Here is a 20,698-nt window from a genome sequence, read left to right as displayed (position 1 = left end):
CAATAGATGAGAAAGAAATGCTACCCTTTGGTGGACAAAATACTGAATTCTATTCTTAGAAACTGAAAGTTAATGTCGATTTTACAAAATACTCAGCAGGTAGCTACACAATTGGTATTACTGTAAATAAGTGATTTAAAAGCGAAACATATACTATGGGTAACGATGCAACTTTTTGGATAATGAAATAGGGGATGACGATTATCAATCGGTGTTTGTGAAAAAAAAGTGGTTTTATACTTGCGTTCTACTTTAGTTTTATACCAGAATGTGATGATTATAACTGTGGTAAATCTTGATAAGCATATTGGTTTTTGAGAAGGTTAAAATAAACATTATTTTATATATATTATATTAATTTATTTATATTATATAAATAGTTTTCATAACTTGTTGATTAGAACTACTTTAAACTTATAGTATAGTGAGCAATATTTATCAGTTTTATTTGCTTCTATAAAAAGAACTTTAGAATTGAAAATAAGAATCTGCTTTCTTTAAGGAATTTATTATTTTAGATTCTGCACCGAATTCAAATTATGATAATAGAGATGGCAAAAAAGTGTTGATGGGTGGTGTACCATGCTGAAATTTTAACATTGAAAAGTACAGGGTTATATTAATACTATAAGGATATTAGTGCAAGTTATTGTTAATAAAGATGGTATCATTGTTTTGATGAGTACATTAGAAAAATGATTATGGCACGTTGATATAAATTACATGAAAATTCAATAAATATAATATGGTTGAAGAGCTACAGAAACTGAATGATTATTCTATCGGTATGTAAATTGTAAACACAAGGATTAAACCTTTTCAAAAGAGCAGATGTGGAAATCTTGCTAAAGAACGATTTTATACTTTATAAAAGGCTTTAAAATTAGAAAATATATATAGTATTTTATTGTGCTGAGAGTAGGAAAACTAGTGTGATGACTGGTCATTGAAGGCTATGGCAATGCATGAACCTGCTAATGGTGCATAGGCTGTATGTAGAAGATAGGGATAAATCTTTAAGACGCAGAACAAAAAAAATAATGGTGTTTTATATAAGATAGATGATAAAAACAAAAGTATTTTAAAGTTTTAAAAAAAAGATCAAACAACTTTTTCATAAAATATCATCTTAGAATGATAAAGGAAGTAATATAAAACCTATTCCTAATAGTGATATTGATTACTCTCAGGTGAATTTGATGAAAATTTTGTGTAGGTTCATCAATCAGTTTTTAATGTGTCATTTACTAAAGAAACTAAGGGAGAATGACTTCTTAAAGTTAGAGTGGGGAGATATGTTTTACCTGAACTTTTAAGCGAGCATGATAATTATATTTTGGTAGATTTACATCTTTGAATGATAAGATTCAAAAATCAAGTTTGCAACCACCATTTTTGGATGGAGTAGATTAAAAGTACTTATTGTCTTCTTTTGCAAGATAAGAAAGTAGCATTTTCCCTGATAGTTGTTTGCTATATTGATATATAAGACTAAACTATATTAAGGTTTTTATCTCAATGGAATATACGATTTTTGTTTTAATATGCTATTTCAGCTTAATACATTTGCAAAGTTAGACGTCTTAAAATGAAATATCATCTTTAAGTTTATAAGCCCTGAAAAGACTATGGAAATTTTGGATCTAATTGATGAGTTTAGGTCAGAAGTTTTACTTCATGCCTAAAATTTTGAGAAATGATGGCTTCAAAAATTTCAGGATATTTGAAGATAAGAAAGAATCTATATCTGATTATAAAAAAGTAGATATCTTGTAATGCTCTGTATGAAGCTATATTGTGAAGTATTTTGAAAGATAAAAGAAAAGGTTATGAGAAGATAGTAATTAACTCAGCTTATTGAACGGTAGTAGTGAGGTATAATAAATAAAGAAAATTGGATAGGACAGTTAGCAAAGTAAAGGCACTGAAGTTTAGTTTAAAATAACCTGATAAAACTTGAATTGCACTCCCAAGTGCTGACATCCATGAAAGCAATGTAACTGCACAAATTAGCAAATTTCTTGTTATTTTTGGGGTTGTGTACTCATTTCCTAATTTGTGATATGATTTTCTAGCAAAAATTGTTATTTTACCCAAATGCCAATTGACTATTCCACCAATGCTTGAGCCCAATACTCCGAAAAGTAACATAAGTAGTGGGTTGTAATATGACCTAAAATACAACATAGTATAAAATACAAAACCTTTGTATATGGGCAAAATTAATGAAGATACTAGATTATCTACGAATAGTAGTAGATAGTTTTCCATATGAACTTACCAGGTTGTTGTACCATCTTCGTTATCAAAAATTGTAACCTTCATCCTTTTTAACTGATCTCTTATTTTGTCGGCAGCATCGTAATCTTTATTTTTTTTTGCTGCCTTTCTTAAATTTACTAATCTTTCTATTTCTTGGTGGTCTACGCCTACGGTAAACCACTCTTGATAAGTTGATTTAAGAAGACCAATAAATCGTGCACTCTTAACAAAACTTTCAGTTAACTTGAGCTTTTTATGTTCATTGTTTGTTTTATTGATTTTTGTGGCCATTTCATGCAATATAACTAAAGCTTCAGGGATATTTAGATCATTTTTCAAGGCCTCTATAAAATCTTTATATACTTCTGTATTGCTTTCATCAATGCTTGCTATATCCACACTACGTAATAACCGATAGAACTTGTTTAAAGTTTCTTGCGACTCCCAAATAATATCTCTTGTCCAATAGAGCGGTTTTCTATAATGAGTTTTGAACAGTGCATGACGTATTACTTCTCCCTTTATTCCGCTATCGAGCAAATCTCTTACTTTGACTATGTTAAATAAGGACTTGCTCATTTTTTCTTCGTTTACCGTTAGGAAACCATTATGTACCCAATATTTTGCAAACATTGACCCACCAAATGCAGATTTGCTTTGCGCAATTTCGTTCTCATGATGAGGAAATTGTAAATCTATACCCCCACCATGGATGTCAAAGTCTTTGCCAAGATATGCATATGCCATTGCCGAACATTCGATATGCCATCCAGGTCTTCCTTTTCCCCATGGACTATTCCAGTGACTTGAAAGCTTATAGTCAATGTCGTTTGCTGGTTTCCATAGTACAAAATCTCCTGGATGCTTTTTGTTTTTACCAACTTTAACTCTACTGCCATGATCTAATTCATCAATTTTTTTCCCTGATAAAGCACCATACTCAGGATAAGATTCAATACTAAAATATACATGTTTATCGGATTCATAGGCGTGATTAGATATTAGTAAATGTTCAATTAATCTGATGATGCAATCTATATTTTCTGTTGCTTTCGGCTCATGTGTTGGTTCTACACAGTTTAGACTTTTCATGTCTTCACGAAAAGCCTTGGTGTAATGTGTAGTTATACTTTCTATACTGCTATTTTTCTCACTTGCTGCATTGATTATCTTATCATCAATGTCAGTTATGTTACGTACATAGGTAACTTTGCCATAATGAAATTTAAGCAATTGAAATAATACGTCATAAACAATAGCAGAACGTGCATTACCTATATGTGCTGTATCATATACAGTTGGTCCGCAAACGTACATTTTTATATGACCTTTGTCGATCGGTGTAAAGAGCTCTTTTTTTTTTGTTAAAGTATTGTAAAGCTTAACCATATACAAAGCTTTTCAGAAAAGAAAACGCTCCAATTATGAGCTGTGGTCCTTCAACTATTACAACAAGGGTAAGTAATAAACCACACAAAGATACTAGAACTCCCAATATAGAGAGAAGTCCATCTTTGCTCATAATACCAAGTGAAATGAAAGTTGTACCGATTGCGGGAATAAAATTAGTTAAGGGCAGTGGAATGGCTATCGATAATGCACAAATCAACATTATAAAAGCTAGAATTTTCTCACCAGGTCCATAGAAAATGAAAGGTATTCTTGGTTTCATGAACTTTTCTATTTTTTTTAATGCAGGTGAAGTCCTCTCTACTACAAAAGCTAATGTTGAGGATTGAAAGGATTTTCTTTCTAACCAATGCGGCATCCAAGGGGAGTGAAACCCGAACAAAAGCTGTAGTGAGAACAAGATTAAAGGTATAGAAAGTATAGTTGTATAACCAGGTGGAACAGGTATAGGTATCGACAGTGGTAAAGAGAAAATAATTATTAAAATACCAAAACCGCGTTCTTGTAGGGCTATTTTAATATCAAACAATGTCACTTTATTACTGTTATTAGTGTTGATATCTGCAACCTCTTTTAAAATATCGGAAACCAATTTTTTATTTTTAATTAGTCTCTCATTTCTTTGCACATTTATCCTTGGACAAAATTATCCCTTTTAGTTAGCATAATTATTGCTATATTTCAACATTCATTCTTCATTTATATCAGTGGGTTCATCTTGTGCTAAGGTGTGTTATAAAGTTTAACCATGTACAAAGCTTTTTATGAGAAAGTATTCCTATTATAAGCTGTAATCCCTTTGGTTATCATAGCAAGGAATAAGTATAACAGTGTGCACAATGATATTAAAAAAACTCCTAGTATAAAGAAAAGCATATCTTTACTTATAATACCAGGCTAAATAAAAGTTGTGCCGATGCAGGAAGAAAGTGAGTGAAAGACAGTGGAAGAGCTATTATTACTGCATACCCATGCTAACAAAAGCTTCCAAGAACAGTCAAGCTAAATAAAAACTGCAGTAAAAATAATATTAGAGGTATAGGAAAAATAGTTGTATAACTAGGTAAGATAGAACAGGTATAGGTAGGTAGTAATGGTGGTAAGGAGAGATAANTATTAAACCACGTTTATGTAAAGCTACTCTATAATGTTAAACTGAACAATATTATTTCATTGCTGTTGGTATTATCAATACCATAATTTCTTTTAGAACATCAGAAGCTAATTTTTTATTATAAGTCAGCTTCTTAGCTCTTTATATAGTTAACTTTAACTAATGTAACTATCCTGTATTTCAATCTATATTTTTTAACCTAGCTGGGTTTTTGAACGAATGACACGCACTAAAGTGCGTGTCATGAAATGTGAGGACGCTAACGATCTGGTTCGTTAGATGACAGTTTCTCTGACTCCTTAAGTCCTTGTTTAAGGTTTTTAATGCCTTTTCCTAAGTCACCCATAACTTGTGGTAACCTACCTGCACCAAACAGAACTAAGATTATTATTAAAACTAAAAACAATTGCCATGGTCCTAAACTCATTTGCACCTCCATTTAAAATATTAAATATCAAGTATAAAAACTTGACTAGAGTCAAGTAACATATGGATTATACCACCTTTATTTAACTATAGATCAAAATTTTTCGATCTATTTTACAATAATTTTAGATTAGGTTTTTTCTAAGTAGCAACAAATATGTTGCAATGTGCTATCCTCAAGTCCTTGACATATATCACTGGAAACTCCTGATTGAATAATTTTGCCGTTTTTCATTACATAGATAGAATCTGCAACTTTTAATGCTTCTTGTAAGTCATGAGTTACCATTAGCACAGGAATATTTTTACTTCTAAAAAGAGATAATACATGGTGTCTTGTTTGGCACTTAAGCAGTATATCTAAATTAGAAAACGGTTCATCGAGCAGTACAACATCAGGATTTTGTGCCATTACTCTTGCTATCGCAACTAATTGTTGCTGTCCTCCTGATAGAGCATTAGAGTACATGTTTTCATATTTTGCTATGTCTAATAACTTCAAAATTTCCAATGCAGTAAGATACTTTTCCTTTTTAGAAGCACTACGAATAGCAAAAGTTATATTCTCTATCACTGTTTTATGAGGAAATAATGCGGAATGTTGGAAAATCAATCCTACATTCCTATGTTCTATTGCAATTGATATATCATTACTTGCTACTAATCTGTTATTTATAAAAATGGTACCAGATTTTGGATTTTCTATCCCTGCGATTAATTTTAAAATCGTTGACTTACCACAGCCTGAATGTCCCAATAAACATGCAACATTTCCTCGTTTTACTTCAATATTTATATTGCTTAAAGCAAAATCACCCTGATTACCATAAGAGTAACTAATGTTATTAATTAGCATCAACTGAAACTATATTATTAAATATGATAACATTATACTCAAGAAATGTATAGGAGCGTTTTTATTGTTGTAAATTAGTTATGTAAGAAGAATTTAGAAAATAAGGAGTTTTTTACTATGACCATTTGTAAGTGATAAGGAAATGGGACTATAGCTCAGTAGGATAGAGCATTGGATTCCTAATCCGAAGGTCGTGCGTTCGAATCGCACTAGTCCCACCATAGTGCTCTATTGATTTATTATACTATTTTACGTTTTTGAAGAAAATTATAGTCAAACCTATGGCTATATAAAGATTGCAACTTATAGGTGCAGTATAAGTGGTATTATCCAAGTGGCAGAGCTGAGATCCAGGAGAATAGATTCTAGCATTCCATTCTGGAATTACACTATTTTTTGTAAAAGCAAATGTCCGTTCATAAATTGCTTTAATATTTAAGAAATTTATTAAATAAAAAAAGCAAGAAAACTTCATTGGCTAGTTACTCACTATCTATCTCACTTATATATTAGTATTTTAAGAGCTTTTAAGCACTTAAATAGGTGCAATTTTATAGCGCTTATAGCTAGTAGATATTAGATCGTAATGTGAAGACACATAGTGCACATAGTACACAGAAAATTAAATATAACATGCATCAAATACATTAGTTTTTTGTCATTAGCTCACTACAAAAATTTTGCTAAGATCAATAAGTAGCTTCAGTACCACAGCAAGAGGGTTAGCAAAGTTTGTCAAGTAGTTTTTATTATTACAAGTCAAACTGTTTTGAAAAAATATCAGGAATTTTATCTATTCTACTGCTAGTTGTTATGGCTCTGAGCTATCAACTGACAATTTTATGTCTTTACTTATGCACACATATTAATCCATGTTACGTAGGTAACTTTATCAAGTAAATACGCTAGTTATGTTTTTAATATTTACTCTACAAACCTTGACATTACCGTTCACTCCTATGTCCATTAGTATCAGTAAAAAATCTATATATTCTATGGTAATCCTTATAGTTTTTTATATCAGATAGTTTGTCAACAGCAAGGCAAATCAAAAAAATAGTGAGAATTAATACAAACAACCTGACAGGTATTTCAAATATACTTGATCTTCGTGTCTTTAGTTATTATTAGGATTCCAGCTTTTGTAATAATTTTTTACTTTTTGGTTAGAGTGATATACATCTTTTGTGCTCGTCAAATTAGATGTATGTTTCACCTTTATTCTTTTGTCATTAACTGGCACTGCATTATCAGTATAATGAATCCATGTGTGCCACTCTTGAGGTATTATTGTAGGTTCTGGAACACTACTATATACAACCCACCTTTTTCCTGTATTCGATTCATAGTAACAGTTTTCACTCTTATCTCTTCCTATAAATTTACCTTTTCTTTGTAGTAAACATTTTATTGCATTAAAAATTTTAGATAACATAAAGCTATTAAAATAAAGAGTATTATATATACTAATACTTTAACAATAATTTAATGCAATTACCAATCTTACAAGTTATTATACCAATAATTGCATCGATGTTTTGTTCTCTTGCTAGAGAACATAAGTTATCCTGGTTTATCTCTTTTACTACAACAGCAGCTACTTTTTTTATTTCATTAATACTACTTATGAAAACTTATAATGGTGAAGTTGTAATTTATTACCTTGGAGATTGGGCTCCCACCTACGGAATAGAATTAAGGATTGATATGTTGAATTCCTTAGTTTTAACTTTAGTAAATTTTGTAGCTCTGATAAGTGTTCTTTATAGTTTTTGTGTTAACAAAAAAGAGATTAGCAAAAATAAGATAACTGATTTCTACTCTTTGTTTCTGTTATGCTTAAGCGGATTACTTGGGATTTTGGTAACAAACGATATATTCAATCTCTATGTTTTTTTAGAAATTTCGTCTCTTTCTTCTTACGTGCTAGTTTCAATGGGAAGAGATAAGAAAGCTCTAGTTGCAGCGTTAGAATATCTGATTAGTGGAACAATAGGTGCAACGTTTTACTTGTTTGGTATCGGGCTTTTATATTCTATGACAGGTACGCTCAATATGTCTGACATGGCCGAGAGAATAGTACCGCTATATGATAATAACATCGTAAAGCTTGGCACATTATTTGTTTTTGTTGCTCTCTCAACCAAGATGGCACTATTTCCATTAGGTAAGTGGCTAGTTAATTCATACAGTGAGGCGCCAAGTTTCATTAGTATATTTTTTTCAGGCACAGTAACCAAAGTTATGATATATGTTTTTATCAGGATCTTTTATACTGTTTTTCATCAAAATTTTTTTTTATTTAAGCCGCCATTAAACAACGTAATAGTTACACTTGCACTTTGTGCTATTGTATTTGGTTCGATATTTGCAATAACCGCGAAAGACATGAAAAGGTTGCTTGCTAATTCCAGTATTAGCCAGATTGGCTATATAATTTTAATGCTGAGTTTAAACTCGAAAGCAGGTTTGTTTGCAGCAATTCTCCATACAATAAATCACAGTATAATAAAGACGTCTTTGTTCATGACAGCTGGATGTATTTCTTATAAATTTGACTCAACAAAAGTAGAAAATTTGTCAGGACTTGAAAAATCGATGCCCTATATGACGTTTGCGTCTACTCTACTTGGGTTAGCGTTAATTGGTGTGCCTTTAACAAGTGGCTTTATAAGTAAGTGGTATATGATGAAAGCAATTATTGAATCTCATGCATGGGTTTCTCTTATAGTTTTTACTGTAGGTTCTTTTCTTGCACTAATATATGTATGGCAGATGGTAGAGAAAATGTATTTTGGAAATGATGCCACATCACGCGTTAGAATGATGCCTGGCAAGGCTAATGAGGTGCCATTACCTATGCTTTTTTGCCTGTTTTTCATGGCTATTTTAACAATAGTAATTGGGATATATAGTAATCCAATTCGTTTAGTAGGTTTAGTAGTTGAAAAATTGGTTTTTTGATTTTTACCTTTACTTTATATTTTACTATACTATAAGGTACTGGAGCTTTTGTTATGGATAGGTTGAAGAAGGTTCATTGGTTGCTGGTCATTAATGTAATAGCTCTATTTTGTATTGGCATTATTGTTCAATATTCTTCTGCTGGAAGAAAGTGGATGCCATTCGCAATTCATCAATTAGTTGTATTCTCTTCTTTTTTTTTACTAGCTATAGCTATGTCGTTCATAGAGCTGAATTTTTATTTAAAGCATGCTTATTTTTTTTATATAGCAGCAGTGATTGCATTATTAGTAGTTAATTTTTCTGGTTCGTTTATAATGGGTTCAGCAAGGTGGATAAGAATTGGGTCAGTTAGTTTACAGCCATCAGAATTTGCGAAAGTAGGATTAATGCTTGCACTTGCTCGCTATTTTAGTAAGCAAAGTGTATATAAAATGATGGAATTTCAAAAACTATTTAAGGCGCTTATAATTATTTTTTTGCCTGTGTTCTTAGTATTAAAACAACCAAATTTAGGCACAGCTGTCATAATGTTATTTATAGGGACATCAATTATATTTACATCAATAATAAAAGGGTCACATTTAATAGTTTTTGGAATATTTAGTATTTTTGTGATGCCAGTCATTTGTTTTTTTTTACGCCCTTATCACAAACAAAGGATACTATCGTTTTTGGATTCATCAACGGATCCGCTTGGAATAGGTTATAATGCACAGCAGTCTCAAATAGCTATTGGTTCAGGAGGTTTGCTTGGTAAGGGCTTTGCTAATGGAAGTCAAACTCAGCTTGGATTTTTACCGGAAAGGCGTACAGATTTTGCTTTTGCAGTACTTAGCGAAGAGTGGGGTTTTTTAGGTAGCATGGTTTTGATTCTCCTTTATACTACGTTACTTGCTATAATATTCTCTGTTGCCTACAGATCAAAAGTTTACTTTTCTAAGTTATTATCTATCGGAATTTTTGCTTTTTTTGGTGTTCATTTCTTCATAAATATTGGAATGACAATAGGTCTTTTACCTATAATAGGAGATCCATTACCATTTTTATCCTATGGAGGAAGCATAACTGCTTCAAGCCTGATATGTATAGGATTGCTACTCAATTGTATAACTTCTGAAGAAAATTTAAGGCTAAGCTCTCGATTTTATCAGCAAGAGGGCTCGTAGTCTAAGATATGATGTTGATATATATATTTTTGCTTTATGGGTCATTTATAGCTAACCTTTAATTATTCCTCACTGGCATAGGCTTTTGTATAATTTTTGGCAACGCTTCTAGACATATATAACAAGTTAGAAACGAAAAATTATCAGACAAACTTTGCTAACTCCGTTACTGTAATGCGCAAAGGTATTCAGTTATCTTTAACTTGTGTAGATTGAGTGACAGGATTATTACGCAACTGACATCTTATATTTGGTTTTTTACACTATGTATACCTTGTGTCTTTATTATTTTATCTGAACTTCTAACTTTTCAAGCTGAAATACCATTATAAGTTGTTTAATGTAGCATAAAATATCGATTTGCAAGGTTAAAGAGAGTGAAAAGCTCTACCTATCAGTTCTTTTCCCTTTTTTCTGCTTAGTAAGTTTCTTAGCATTTAAGCTAAAGTCTATTGCAAGTTTAAGAGTCTTTAAATTGCAGTGTTTAAGACTTTTAAAAACGCCAAATTGAAAATAGATACTGATTGAGGTTTCTTTTGTCTTTTTTATTAGGAAATTTCTTAAATATTTATAATTAAAACAATTTAAAAATTCAAAAAAATGTTATTCTAGTGCATAACACTTGAATCTGCTTTTTTGGATTCAAGTAAACTGAGTCTACTGGTTTTTTAATTGATGAAATTGAAGGATTAAGTTCAGCTTAACTAGATCTTAGAAGTGAAAAAGGTAATTTTGATAAAACTTTTTTGTAGTGCAAGCCTTTTTATGCTCAAACTGTCAGTTTGCTTTTTTTTTATATCCTAATTTAGGACTTATTGAATCCTTATATGAACTAATTTGTTTTTATACTTTTTGTTTCCTTCCTTAGGAGAGGTTAGCTACTGCAATATATAGCCTTATTACTACAACAAAAGCTCTAAAGTGGTAAACTAAACACTAGAAAATTCCTTTGTTAACTTTTTTCTTGTGTAATAAATGGTAGCATGCACCTTACCTGGCTAAATATTCACACCATACGTGGTTGCAGTTTGTATACTTTATTTCCTTCCTCCTAAATTTACTTGTTTGTTCGGAGGTACTAAGTAAGTTCTAGTGCAGTTATTACATTGTATCTTCACATCACTTAGTGTAAAGTGGTAACAAACCTGTATTATGTGAAGCTGTAAACTTATTATCAATATATAATAAATGGAAAACTTACAACTAGATAAAATGCAGAATGATGTAGAAAATATTTGGAGAAATAGAAATGAACTTATTAACTGTAATGTAAAAATAACAGCAAGAGCTCTAATTGAAGAGATAGTTAATCTTCTTGATTGTGGTAAAATTAGAGTAGCAGAAAGGCTATCAAACGGAAAGTGGGTAGTACATATGTGGATAAAGCAGGCAATATTATTACACTTTCTTACTGAGGAAAGTAAAGCAGTAGGCAATAACAATTGGTGGTTTGACAAGACTAACAATAAGTTTAATGGATGGAATGAAGAAAAATTTCGCCAATCAAAAATTAGAGTAGTTCCTGGATGTTTTGTTCGTCAGTCCGCTTATATAGATACAAATGTTGTCCTTATGCCAAGCTTTATTAATGTTGGTGCTTATATCGGTTCGGGTACAATGATAGATACTTGGTCAACAGTTGGTAGCTGTGCACAAATAGGAAAGGATTGCCATATTTCTGGAGGAGTGGGAATTGGTGGAGTTTTAGAACCTATTCAAGCTTTTCCAGTTATTATAGAGGATAATTGTTTTATAGGAGCGCGTAGCGAGGTGGCCGAAAGTGTTATAATAAGAGAAGGATCAGTTTTAGGTATGGGAGTTTTTATTGGAGCATCAACAAAAATTATTGATAGAGAAACCGGTAAAGTATTTTATGGTGAAGTACCTCCTTACTCTGTAGTAGTACCAGGATCTACTTCATCTAAAAATAACATTTCAACATATTGTGCAGTTATAGTAAAAAAAGTGGATGCAAAGACAAGGTCGAAAACTTCTGTAAATGACATATTGAGGGGTTAGGTTATATCTTTATAATAGATGCTACATTATATAGTAAATGGTATCACACAACTGTAAGCAATTAGTTGTAATAATTCTCTGTTAGTTAATTTCAATTTATTAGATTGAATCTTGTCTTTTACAGTTTAAGGATCAAATTTTTATATTGCTCACTAGGTTTATATTTTCCTTCTCTATTGGAAAAGCCTGCAATTTCTATAAATCCTATTTTTATCTATTTTTACAGAATAAGCTCTGTGGCTTTATGTTGCTTATGGATCTTGATTTACGTATAAGGTTACAGTCTAATCAAACTGGTATTTTCCCTTGTTTATATACTGTAAAACAGTTTCAAATACAATTGATATCACACACCCTTTCTTATAAAAGAATCAATCCACTAAGAACATGCTTCAGTTTGTCTTATATAGAGTATTGTATGATGGCATCCCTATTAATCATCGCTTTATAATAAGCTGCTGGATTTTAGCGTAATGTTCTTCAAATAAGCAAAAGTTCCTTGGTTGTATTTGCTAAGATGTAGAATTAACATGATTAGCAGTCTTATAGTATAATAGCTATCACCTTTGGGTAGAGGGATAAATTATTATAAATTGATAATGCTTGGTATCTACGATGATTGAACATGGCACGTGTTTGCTGTCATGAATCCAATTACCATACCTACACTCATAAGCCTTGGCATTGGTACATTCTCTGCTTCCACGAAATATGAATAATTGTTCATGTACAAATGTCATGAATAACATTTCGTTCACCATAATATGATGCTGGCTTTACTTTAGATTTTCTGCTTGCCTTATCAAGGTATGAAGTTTTTGAATGGCCTTTTCTTAGCAATAGATACTTCCTTTGCTGTTCGCTGTTCAACTTGAGTTAGAACTATACAATACCTTTGATCTTATTTTTATCTCTATGAGGGAGATAACAATTTTAAGGGCAACTGAATAGTTTAGTATAAATTTCATCAGCATTCAATTATATCTGTATTAAATTGCTTTTATGCTATACTGATAAAATACAAATAATGTAACATTTTATAAATTGGAGATTTGGTATGAATCTTGGTGTAAGATTTAGATAACAAAAAATAGATACTAGGAATATAATATGCTATTTTTTGCTGTTGCTTGTTTTACCACTATTGTTAATCACCGTTATGGCATATGCACATAGCTCTGAAAAAGAGATTCCATTTTCTTTAGATAATTTGTGCAATTTTTGCAGGCTTTCTTTTACTTTACTAGGAATATTACCTCCACGTTCTCTTACGAGCCAGGAATCTTGATGGTAAATCGGATGAGTGTCACTTTTTGGGTTTCCTATGTATATTGTAAAAGGTGAAGTTTGTCCTTTGAAGTCACATTGCACAGTAAATTTTTTTATAGAATTAGCCATCTAAAAACCTCTAATTTTCTTTTTGATTGATTTTATAGCAGGTGTAGGGGATGGCTTCTTTGCAGATTCTTGTCTGCTGACAACATTTTCTTTACCTCTAAGAAATCGAAGAACTTCAGCCCTACTTGGTTGTGATTCTTTCGCTATTTTTGTTCCATGTTTTGCCATAATATTGGCATATGCTAGTACTTTTTTTACTAGTTCTGAATCGCCGTTTAGCATTTGAACTAGTGCTTGAAATACTTCTATTAGAGTTAACCCATCAGTGCTTATAACCTTATTTTCTATAAAATTGACAGTTTCATCAAGTTTACATTCAATACTGTCATCTGGGTTCATAAAGGTAGCATAATTATTAATATCCTGATCGCTCATAATCGAAGCACTATTGTTAATAAGCTCTTAAAGTTTATACTATAGATATAAATACTCTACTAATTTGTATTGTGACACGCAATGATTAACCATTTATTAATGATATGCTCTCTTATATATATAAATTAATTGATCAAAACCAAGGGTCAATACCTATCAGTGACTTTATGAATGCTGTTCTATACCATAAAAAACATGGCTATTATATGAATAGGTCACCCCTTGGTAAAAATAATGATTTTATCACAGCTCCTGAAATCAGTCAATTATTTGGTGAAATAATTGCAGTTTGGGTGATGTATACGTGGGAAAAATTAGGAAAGCCACTAAAATTTTCTCTAGTTGAACTTGGGCCAGGCGAAGGAACACTTATTCACGATATAATAAGAGTTACTAAAAAACACAGTAATTTTTTTAGATCAATGGCTATTCACCTAATTGAGATCAGCCCTACTTTACAGAAGATACAGAAGGGAAAATTAAAAGAATCAAATATTGATTGGCACGTAGATATTAATGATTTACCGGAGCAGCCAACTATTTTCTTGGCAAATGAATTCTTTGATGCTCTTCCTATAGATCAATTTGTGTATCATAATGGTGAGTGGTATGAAAATAGGATAACAAGGCGGGATGATGGGGTATTGTTTCAGTGCCTAATACTAAAATCCAGAAAGAAAAAATCCTATGTTTCACTGTTAACTACTCAAATACCGAATGAAGAACTTTTTAATGGTGCAGTGGTGGAAATATGTTCAGCTGGAATTGAAATATTTAAAAAACTTGAAGAAAAAATAGTTAGTAACAGAGGGGCTGCTATAGTTATAGATTATGGCTATGTATATCCTACATATAAAAGCACTTTACAGTCTATCAGACAACACAGGTATGCCAATTTTCTTGAAGGTGTTGGTAATAATGATATTACTGCGCTTGTGAATTTTCAAGCATTGAAGGACGCATTAAAACACATAGAATGTAAAATTTTAACTCAAAGAGAATTTTTATATCTTTTTGGTATAAAGGAAAGGGTACAAACTTTAATCAAAAATGCAAATGATGAACATAAGAATAGAATTTTTAGTGAGTTTTTAAGGTTAACTGAAAATATGGGTACTCTTTTTAAGGCAATGTTAATCGGTAGTTAGTTAACATTCTATACGTTTAAAAGGCAAACTTCAGCTTATAGTTCCGTAGTCTTCTTATACACTCATCTCTACCAAGAGTTACCATTATATTGATGATCCCAGGTGCATCCATTGTTCCGGTTATAGGGGCGCGTAATGAGTGGTATACATCACTTATTTTAACATTATGTAGCTTTGAAAACTCCTTAACTTGAGAAGATAGAGAGTTCTTGTTCCAGTTTTCATGACTAATTCTCAAGAGAAATGACGCAAGTAACTTGATTGTATCGAGGTTAGATTTGACAATTTGTTCGGCCTCTTTGTTTAAATCAAGTGGTGGATCTTGAATATAAAACTGTGCTAAATCCAATAATTCGTTCAGGTAGCTTGCTCTTTTTTTTAGTTCCGTTAGCCCGTGTAGTAAATAGTTCTTTTTTTTATCGTTTAGAGTATTTTCTCTAAGAATTAGAGTCAGAATGTCTTTATTGCTCATGTTATTAATATAGTGATTATTTAAGTACCTCAACTTTTTAAAATCTAGGCGTGCAGGTGAACGACCAATGTTTTCTAAATTGAACCACTCTACTGCCTGTTCACTACTGATAATCTCATCGTTTCCATGACTCCAGCCAAGTCTTAGTAAGTAGTTACGCATTGCCTCTGGTAATATTCCCATTTTTTTATAATCGCAAATGCTTGTTGCGCCATGTCTTTTAGATAGCTTATTTCCGTTCTCCTGGCAAATCAGCGGTACATGTGCAAAGCGTGGGATATCAAAATCAAGGGCTTGATATATTAGTAATTGTTTAAAAGTATTAGTGAGATGGTCAGAACCACGTATTATATCAGTTATTCCAGTATCATGATCATCAATCACCACGGCAAAAATATATGTTGGAGTGTTGTCAGAACGTAAAATTACTATGTCATCAAGTTGGTTGCTGTTTACTTTAATTTGACCGTATATTTTATCGTTAACAACGATATCTTGCGAATCTGGGACTTTAAATCGGACAACAGGCTTTACATTTGGTGTTACATTGAAGCATTTATGCTTGTATATCTTTCCTTCTTCTCTTGCTTTTGCTTTCTTTTCTGCAACTTTATTTTCAGGGCAATAGCAGTAATACGCTTTACCTCTTTTGACTAAAAGGTTTGCAACTTCAACATATCTCTCTGTTCTTTTTGATTGGTATATTATTTCTCCATCATAATTTACATCAAGCCATTTCAGGCCGTCTATTATTGCATTAATTGCCTTTTGTGTTGATCGTTTTTTGTCAGTGTCCTCGATCCTTAGTAGAAACTTACCACCATGATGCTTTGCGTAGAGCCAATTGAATAAAGCAGTGCGAGCTCCACCAATGTGCAAAAAACCTGTTGGAGATGGAGCAAATCTAGTGATTATGCTTAGCATATTTGCTGTTACGATAGTATGAATAATTATAGCTGAAATTTATGCTTATGATAATTTATAATTTATTTATTTCGAAAGATAGAGTCATATTTTTTATGAATTATAGTATATAACTTAATATTAATTGAATATAGAAGGGCATGTTATGGTTCAATCCAATGGCTTATTGACTTAATGCTATAAGAAAAGGAGATAAAGGTAAATTTGTCAGAATTTATAAAGAGAATGTTGTTTATGTAGCTAAGTAGGCTTGATGAAAATAGTAATCCATTTTTAAATATAGCGAATAAGTTACAGAATCCTACACTTACTCAAAGAGGTTATGAAAGACTTAGAAGAAGGTGCCTAAGAGTAAGTTTTAAAAGGCAGAGGAAGCTAAAAATTAAGAGGAGGTGGAAAAAATTAAAGATGGAGTATATTGAGAATATATACAAGAGGTAAAGGTTATGTTAAGGAATAATTGGAGAGTGGTGTAGCACTATTTATTTCTCAGGTATTGCAAAACAGAAGAAAATTAAATAGGCTACAAGCACAAATAGTAGCTTCTATGTTTAATATTATGTATAGTAGGAGCTATAGCGTACATTACTACCTTGTATTTGTTCTTGTACTTTTTATTTTTTAGTTCTCAATATTTTATACTAGCTTAAGTAGATACAATAGTTTCTGAATGATCTGTATGTCTATGGTATGAGGTTAGAGTTTATCTGTATCAGCGACATAGAAATTTGCTTTCTCAATTTAAGAAAGTAGACTTATGCAATGATGGAAAGAAAGTACTGTAAAATTTTAATAGCAAACAGGGGAGAGATTGCTTGTAGGATCATCAGAACTGCCCATAGAGTAGGTATATCTTGTGTGTGCGTGTATTCAGATGCAGATATAAATTCTGTACATGTAAGACAAGCAGATGAGTCGAGGTACATTGGTCCTTCGCCTTCTTATTTAAGTTATTTAAACATTGAAAAGATATGCGAAGCAGCAGTTGAAACAGGTGTACAGGCAGTTCATCCCGGTTATGGCTTTTTGGCAGAAAACCCAGATTTTCCACGTGCTTTGCAAAGACACAATATAGATTTTATTGGTCCAAGTGCAGAAACAATAGAAGTGATAGCTAATAAAATAACAGCAAAGGAGGCAGCAAAGAGGGCTGGAGTCAATGCGGTACCGGGATATATAGGTGAGATCAATGATGCTGCCCATGCGGCTAGCGTTGCTGAGGAGATTGGATTCCCTGTTATACTGAAAGCTGCTTTAGGTGGTGGCGGTAAAGGCATGCGAGTTGTAAGCTCTAAAAAGGAAATTGAATTAGCATTTATATCAGCAACAAACGAAGCAGAAAAAAGTTTTAAAGATAGGAGTATCTTTATAGAGAAGTATATAGAGTTATCGCGGCACATTGAAATACAGATTATAGCAGATAAATATGGAAATGTGGTGTGTCTTGGAGAAAGGGAGTGCTCAGTACAAAGAAATAATCAGAAAATAATAGAGGAAACTCCAAGCCCGTTCATCAGTGAGAGGCTAAGACAAGGAATGTATATACAATGTGTTTCTTTAGCAAAGGAAGTTGGTTATTTTTCAGCAGGTACTGTTGAGTTTGTTGTAGATAAGAATCAAAATTTCTATTTTCTTGAGGTAAATACTAGGTTACAAGTCGAGCACCCAGTAACAGAGTTTGTCACAGGAATAGATATAGTTGAAGAAATGATTAGAACCTCTTGTGGAGAAAAATTAAGGTTTAGTCAAGATGATATTAAACTTACTGGATCTGCAATAGAGAGCAGAATTTGTGCCGAAGACCCGTCAAAAAAATTTTTTCCTTCTAGTGGAAGGATAAGGTATTACAATAAACCGGATGAAAATTTTTCTACACAACTCCCTATGAGTCCAGTATCAAACACTGTTATCAAGGAAAAAAACGATTGGGTTTCAGTATCATGCGCTGGAGTGACACTGGGTAGTGTTGTTAACCTTTCATCAAAGCAATTGCTGTGCAAGGAATCTAACAACTGTGTAAGGATAGATGATGGAGTTGCTGCAGGTTCAGAAATTAGCATGTTCTATGATTCAATGATCATGAAGGTGATAACGTATGGAAAAGATAGAATAGAGGCAATCGGCAGAATGCAAAAAGCGTTGTCTGAGTGTTATATAGAAGGAGTAACAAATAATATAGAATTTCTAGAATCCATCTTTCATCATCCAAATTTTGTTGCAGCGAAACTCCATACGAGGTTTATCTCAGACCATTATCCAAATGGTTTTCACGGTGACTTTGTTACAGAAGAATATATTAAGGTGTTTATTTTTGCTGTACTGTATGTTCATTTGGAAAATGAGGAAAAGTGCTATTATAAAGCAGTAAATGAAACGTCTTTAATGTCATTCCAGCGTGTGATACTAGAATCTAGAAAAGGAGAAGAATTAGTCCCAGTGTCATTTGCTCAGATGACACCTTGCGGTGTTAGAATGACACTTAATAATATTGGGGGAATATCTGATAATGATGGAACTATAGGCAGTCATGCAAGAGATTTATTCATAGTGAGAATAAATAACAACGAGTACTCTATAAATGCAAAGTATCAAAATAGTGTGTTAACAACAGTATATAATCACAACACATACTCTATAATAGGTAAGTGGAAGTTAAGTTATAGGTTACTATCTATCACAATTAATGATGATACTAATATAACACTTAAGGTAGAGAAACAAGGTAGTAGATATTTTATAAGACATGCTGGGATGCAAGCTGAATGTTGTGTGTTTAAACCTCATATAGCTAGATTAAGTAAGTTCATGCTAAATAACAAAACAGAAAGAGTTGTAGTAAATGCTGTAAAATCTCCAATATCTGGTTTATTAGTTAAATTACACGTAAATGTTGGAGATCAGGTAGGAGTGGGACAACCTTTATTTGTTGTGGAAGCAATGAAGATGGAAAATATTATATGTGCTGAGTCAGAAATGGTGATAAAAAATATTCCCGTTCAAGAAGGAAAAAATGTAAAAGTTGGTGATGTGGTCTGCTTTCTTAAATAGCAGAAAAAATATAAACCTGATCCAAACAAGATAAACGAAAATACTTGATGGGTTACAGCAATGGCTATTGGTATGTGAAACAACAAAGTAACTATCCCTAAAATCATCTGAATGATAACGGAGAATAGCATAACATATACCGATTTTACACTGGTATTTTTTATTGTAAGTATTATTGTCAGAACTAATATTAGCAATGCTAATGCTCGGTGTATAAATTGCACTGTCGCTCTATTTTCAAAGATATTGAGCCATGTAGGCTGCAAGGAAAGTAAATCTTCTGGAACGATTTGTCCATCCATTAATGGAAAAGTATTGTAAATTAAACCAGCATTTAATCCTGCAACAAAAACACCAAAGATTATTTGTATAGTAACTAGAGTCAGAATAAGTATTGTGTGATATATACTATAACTAGTAAACTGGGATTCTATTATCCTAGTATGTAATAACATATAACTGTACAAGTACTTGCTTTTAAAGGTAAATTGTACAGCAAATGGTGTTATTCCAGTACTCGGCATTGGAGTCCAGCTTTTATTATATGGTCGCTTGACATGTTTGTTAAAGGTTAAGTCTTCTGGATAACAATGTTTGGGCACTGGGATGATGCCTTTCTTAGTGAAAATTACTCTTACATTGTACTGTTTGTATAGTTGTTGTGTACGTAACATTGGGATCCGTATTTGGTAATCAAAAAATTGATATGATAATAATGTAAAAATAATTAATGCTAACAATAAGTGGAGTGCAAGCCTGTAATGACTGACATGAGGTTCAGATACTAGCCCGCTTTTGACCATGTACCAACCAGCAAGAGCTTGTAATATTCCAAACAATAGTGCTATAGATAGCCTTATTGCTGCCTTTTTAAATATTCTCTTTTTCAGCAGAAAATATATAAATGGCAGAATAAAAGCTAAACCTGTTAGCCTTGCAACCAATCTATGTATATATTCTATTAGATATAAGGTACGAAACTCCTTCATACTGATACCGTAGTTAAATATTTTATATTCAGGTGTAGCCTCATACTTTGATTTTTCTTGCAGCCAATCTTGTTCACTCAATGGTGGTAATGTTCCAGAAAATGGTTTCCACTCTGTGATTGAT

The 20,698-nt window shown here is 32.1% G+C and carries 15 protein-coding genes and 1 tRNA gene; 6 read left to right on the top strand and 10 right to left on the bottom strand.

What is annotated here, in order from left to right; translation table 11 throughout:
• Positions 1–1,854: 1,854 nt before the first annotated feature.
• The 5 genes from HSX44_RS02705 to HSX44_RS02685 form a co-directional block, all read right to left on the bottom strand.
• Positions 1,855–2,271, bottom strand: coding sequence for a DedA family protein (locus HSX44_RS02705; RefSeq protein ID WP_338063356.1), 417 nt, complete (start codon positions 2,269–2,271; stop codon positions 1,855–1,857).
• 6 nt (positions 2,272–2,277) lie between these two features.
• Positions 2,278–3,651 carry a cysteine--tRNA ligase gene (cysS, locus tag HSX44_RS02700; RefSeq protein ID WP_275602191.1) on the bottom strand — a complete coding sequence of 458 codons (1,374 nt, stop codon included), beginning with the start codon at positions 3,649–3,651 and terminating at the stop codon, positions 2,278–2,280.
• On the bottom strand, positions 3,644–4,300 hold the full coding sequence (locus HSX44_RS02695) for an exopolysaccharide biosynthesis protein (protein ID WP_275602190.1): 657 nt from the start codon (positions 4,298–4,300) through the stop codon (positions 3,644–3,646). The genes cysS and HSX44_RS02695 overlap by 8 nt, the downstream gene beginning before the upstream one ends.
• A 745-nt stretch (positions 4,301–5,045) precedes the next feature.
• Positions 5,046–5,213: a twin-arginine translocase TatA gene (tatA, locus tag HSX44_RS02690; protein WP_275602189.1), complete on the bottom strand. Its 168-nt coding sequence runs from the start codon at positions 5,211–5,213 to the stop codon at positions 5,046–5,048.
• 129 nt (positions 5,214–5,342) lie between these two features.
• Positions 5,343–6,068, bottom strand: a complete 726-nt coding sequence (locus HSX44_RS02685) for an ABC transporter ATP-binding protein (protein WP_275602188.1) — start codon at positions 6,066–6,068, stop codon at positions 5,343–5,345.
• 144 nt (positions 6,069–6,212) lie between these two features.
• Between HSX44_RS02685 and HSX44_RS02680 the strand changes: the two genes are divergently transcribed.
• Positions 6,213–6,289 (top strand) — tRNA-Arg (locus tag HSX44_RS02680).
• An 896-nt stretch (positions 6,290–7,185) separates the two neighbouring features.
• Here the strand turns inward: HSX44_RS02680 and HSX44_RS02675 are convergent.
• Complete coding sequence (locus HSX44_RS02675) at positions 7,186–7,503, bottom strand: NADH-ubiquinone oxidoreductase subunit NDUFA12 family protein (RefSeq protein WP_275602187.1); 318 nt, start codon at positions 7,501–7,503, stop codon at positions 7,186–7,188.
• 53 nt (positions 7,504–7,556) lie between these two features.
• On the opposite strand from HSX44_RS02675, the gene HSX44_RS02670 reads away from it, so the two are divergent.
• The 3 genes from HSX44_RS02670 (at position 7,557) to dapD (ending at position 12,220) form a co-directional block, all read left to right on the top strand.
• A complete protein-coding gene (locus HSX44_RS02670; RefSeq protein ID WP_275602186.1) occupies positions 7,557–9,032 on the top strand; it encodes a proton-conducting transporter transmembrane domain-containing protein in 1,476 nt (491 codons plus the stop codon).
• Positions 9,033–9,085: 53 nt separating this feature from the next.
• Positions 9,086–10,201, top strand: a complete 1,116-nt coding sequence (rodA, locus tag HSX44_RS02665) for a rod shape-determining protein RodA (protein WP_275602185.1) — start codon at positions 9,086–9,088, stop codon at positions 10,199–10,201.
• Between the two features lie 1,188 nt (positions 10,202–11,389).
• A complete protein-coding gene (dapD, locus tag HSX44_RS02660; protein WP_275602184.1) occupies positions 11,390–12,220 on the top strand; it encodes a 2,3,4,5-tetrahydropyridine-2,6-dicarboxylate N-succinyltransferase in 831 nt (276 codons plus the stop codon).
• 1,113 nt (positions 12,221–13,333) lie between these two features.
• On the opposite strand, the gene HSX44_RS02655 is transcribed toward dapD, so the two are convergent.
• Positions 13,334–13,618, bottom strand: coding sequence for a DUF2610 domain-containing protein (locus tag HSX44_RS02655; RefSeq protein ID WP_275602183.1), 285 nt, complete (start codon positions 13,616–13,618; stop codon positions 13,334–13,336).
• Complete coding sequence (locus tag HSX44_RS02650) at positions 13,619–13,993, bottom strand: hypothetical protein (RefSeq protein WP_275602182.1); 375 nt, start codon at positions 13,991–13,993, stop codon at positions 13,619–13,621.
• A 104-nt stretch (positions 13,994–14,097) separates the two neighbouring features.
• Between HSX44_RS02650 and HSX44_RS02645 the strand changes: the two genes are divergently transcribed.
• Positions 14,098–15,141, top strand: coding sequence for a class I SAM-dependent methyltransferase (locus HSX44_RS02645; protein ID WP_275602181.1), 1,044 nt, complete (start codon positions 14,098–14,100; stop codon positions 15,139–15,141).
• A gap of 16 nt (positions 15,142–15,157) precedes the next feature.
• Here the strand turns inward: HSX44_RS02645 and gltX are convergent, their stop codons facing one another.
• Positions 15,158–16,537 carry a glutamate--tRNA ligase gene (gene gltX, locus HSX44_RS02640; protein ID WP_275602180.1) on the bottom strand — a complete coding sequence of 460 codons (1,380 nt, stop codon included), beginning with the start codon at positions 16,535–16,537 and terminating at the stop codon, positions 15,158–15,160.
• A 762-nt stretch (positions 16,538–17,299) separates the two neighbouring features.
• Here gltX and HSX44_RS02635 point away from each other — a divergent pair.
• On the top strand, positions 17,300–19,585 hold the full coding sequence (locus HSX44_RS02635; RefSeq protein ID WP_275602179.1) for an ATP-binding protein: 2,286 nt from the start codon (positions 17,300–17,302) through the stop codon (positions 19,583–19,585).
• Here HSX44_RS02635 and HSX44_RS02630 read toward each other — a convergent pair.
• On the bottom strand, positions 19,534–20,698 hold a 1,165-nt coding region (locus HSX44_RS02630), incomplete at its 5' end, for a COX15/CtaA family protein (RefSeq protein WP_275602178.1). The genes HSX44_RS02635 and HSX44_RS02630 overlap by 52 nt on opposite strands.

This window comes from Wolbachia endosymbiont of Onchocerca gibsoni (assembly GCF_029169405.1).
Lineage (GTDB): Bacteria > Pseudomonadota > Alphaproteobacteria > Rickettsiales > Anaplasmataceae > Wolbachia.
Note: the sequence above shows the minus strand (reverse complement) of the source record. Positions and strands in the feature narration are given on the sequence as shown.

Bases quoted from the DNA above. Each gene is read 5' to 3' on its own strand.
- HSX44_RS02705 (WP_338063356.1), bottom strand. From the start codon at position 2,271: ATGGAAAACTATCTACTACTATTCGTAGATAATCTAGTATCTTCATTA.
- cysS (WP_275602191.1), bottom strand. From the start codon at position 3,651: ATGGTTAAGCTTTACAATACTTTAACAAAAAAAAAAGAGCTCTTTACA.
- tatA (WP_275602189.1), bottom strand. From the start codon at position 5,213: ATGAGTTTAGGACCATGGCAATTGTTTTTAGTTTTAATAATAATCTTA.
- HSX44_RS02685 (WP_275602188.1), bottom strand. From the start codon at position 6,068: ATGCTAATTAATAACATTAGTTACTCTTATGGTAATCAGGGTGATTTT.
- HSX44_RS02675 (WP_275602187.1), bottom strand. From the start codon at position 7,503: ATGTTATCTAAAATTTTTAATGCAATAAAATGTTTACTACAAAGAAAA.
- HSX44_RS02670 (WP_275602186.1), top strand. From the start codon at position 7,557: ATGCAATTACCAATCTTACAAGTTATTATACCAATAATTGCATCGATG.
- rodA (WP_275602185.1), top strand. From the start codon at position 9,086: ATGGATAGGTTGAAGAAGGTTCATTGGTTGCTGGTCATTAATGTAATA.
- dapD (WP_275602184.1), top strand. From the start codon at position 11,390: ATGGAAAACTTACAACTAGATAAAATGCAGAATGATGTAGAAAATATT.
- HSX44_RS02655 (WP_275602183.1), bottom strand. From the start codon at position 13,618: ATGGCTAATTCTATAAAAAAATTTACTGTGCAATGTGACTTCAAAGGA.
- HSX44_RS02650 (WP_275602182.1), bottom strand. From the start codon at position 13,993: ATGAGCGATCAGGATATTAATAATTATGCTACCTTTATGAACCCAGAT.
- HSX44_RS02645 (WP_275602181.1), top strand. From the start codon at position 14,098: ATGCTCTCTTATATATATAAATTAATTGATCAAAACCAAGGGTCAATA.
- gltX (WP_275602180.1), bottom strand. From the start codon at position 16,537: ATGCTAAGCATAATCACTAGATTTGCTCCATCTCCAACAGGTTTTTTG.
- HSX44_RS02635 (WP_275602179.1), top strand. From the start codon at position 17,300: ATGATGGAAAGAAAGTACTGTAAAATTTTAATAGCAAACAGGGGAGAG.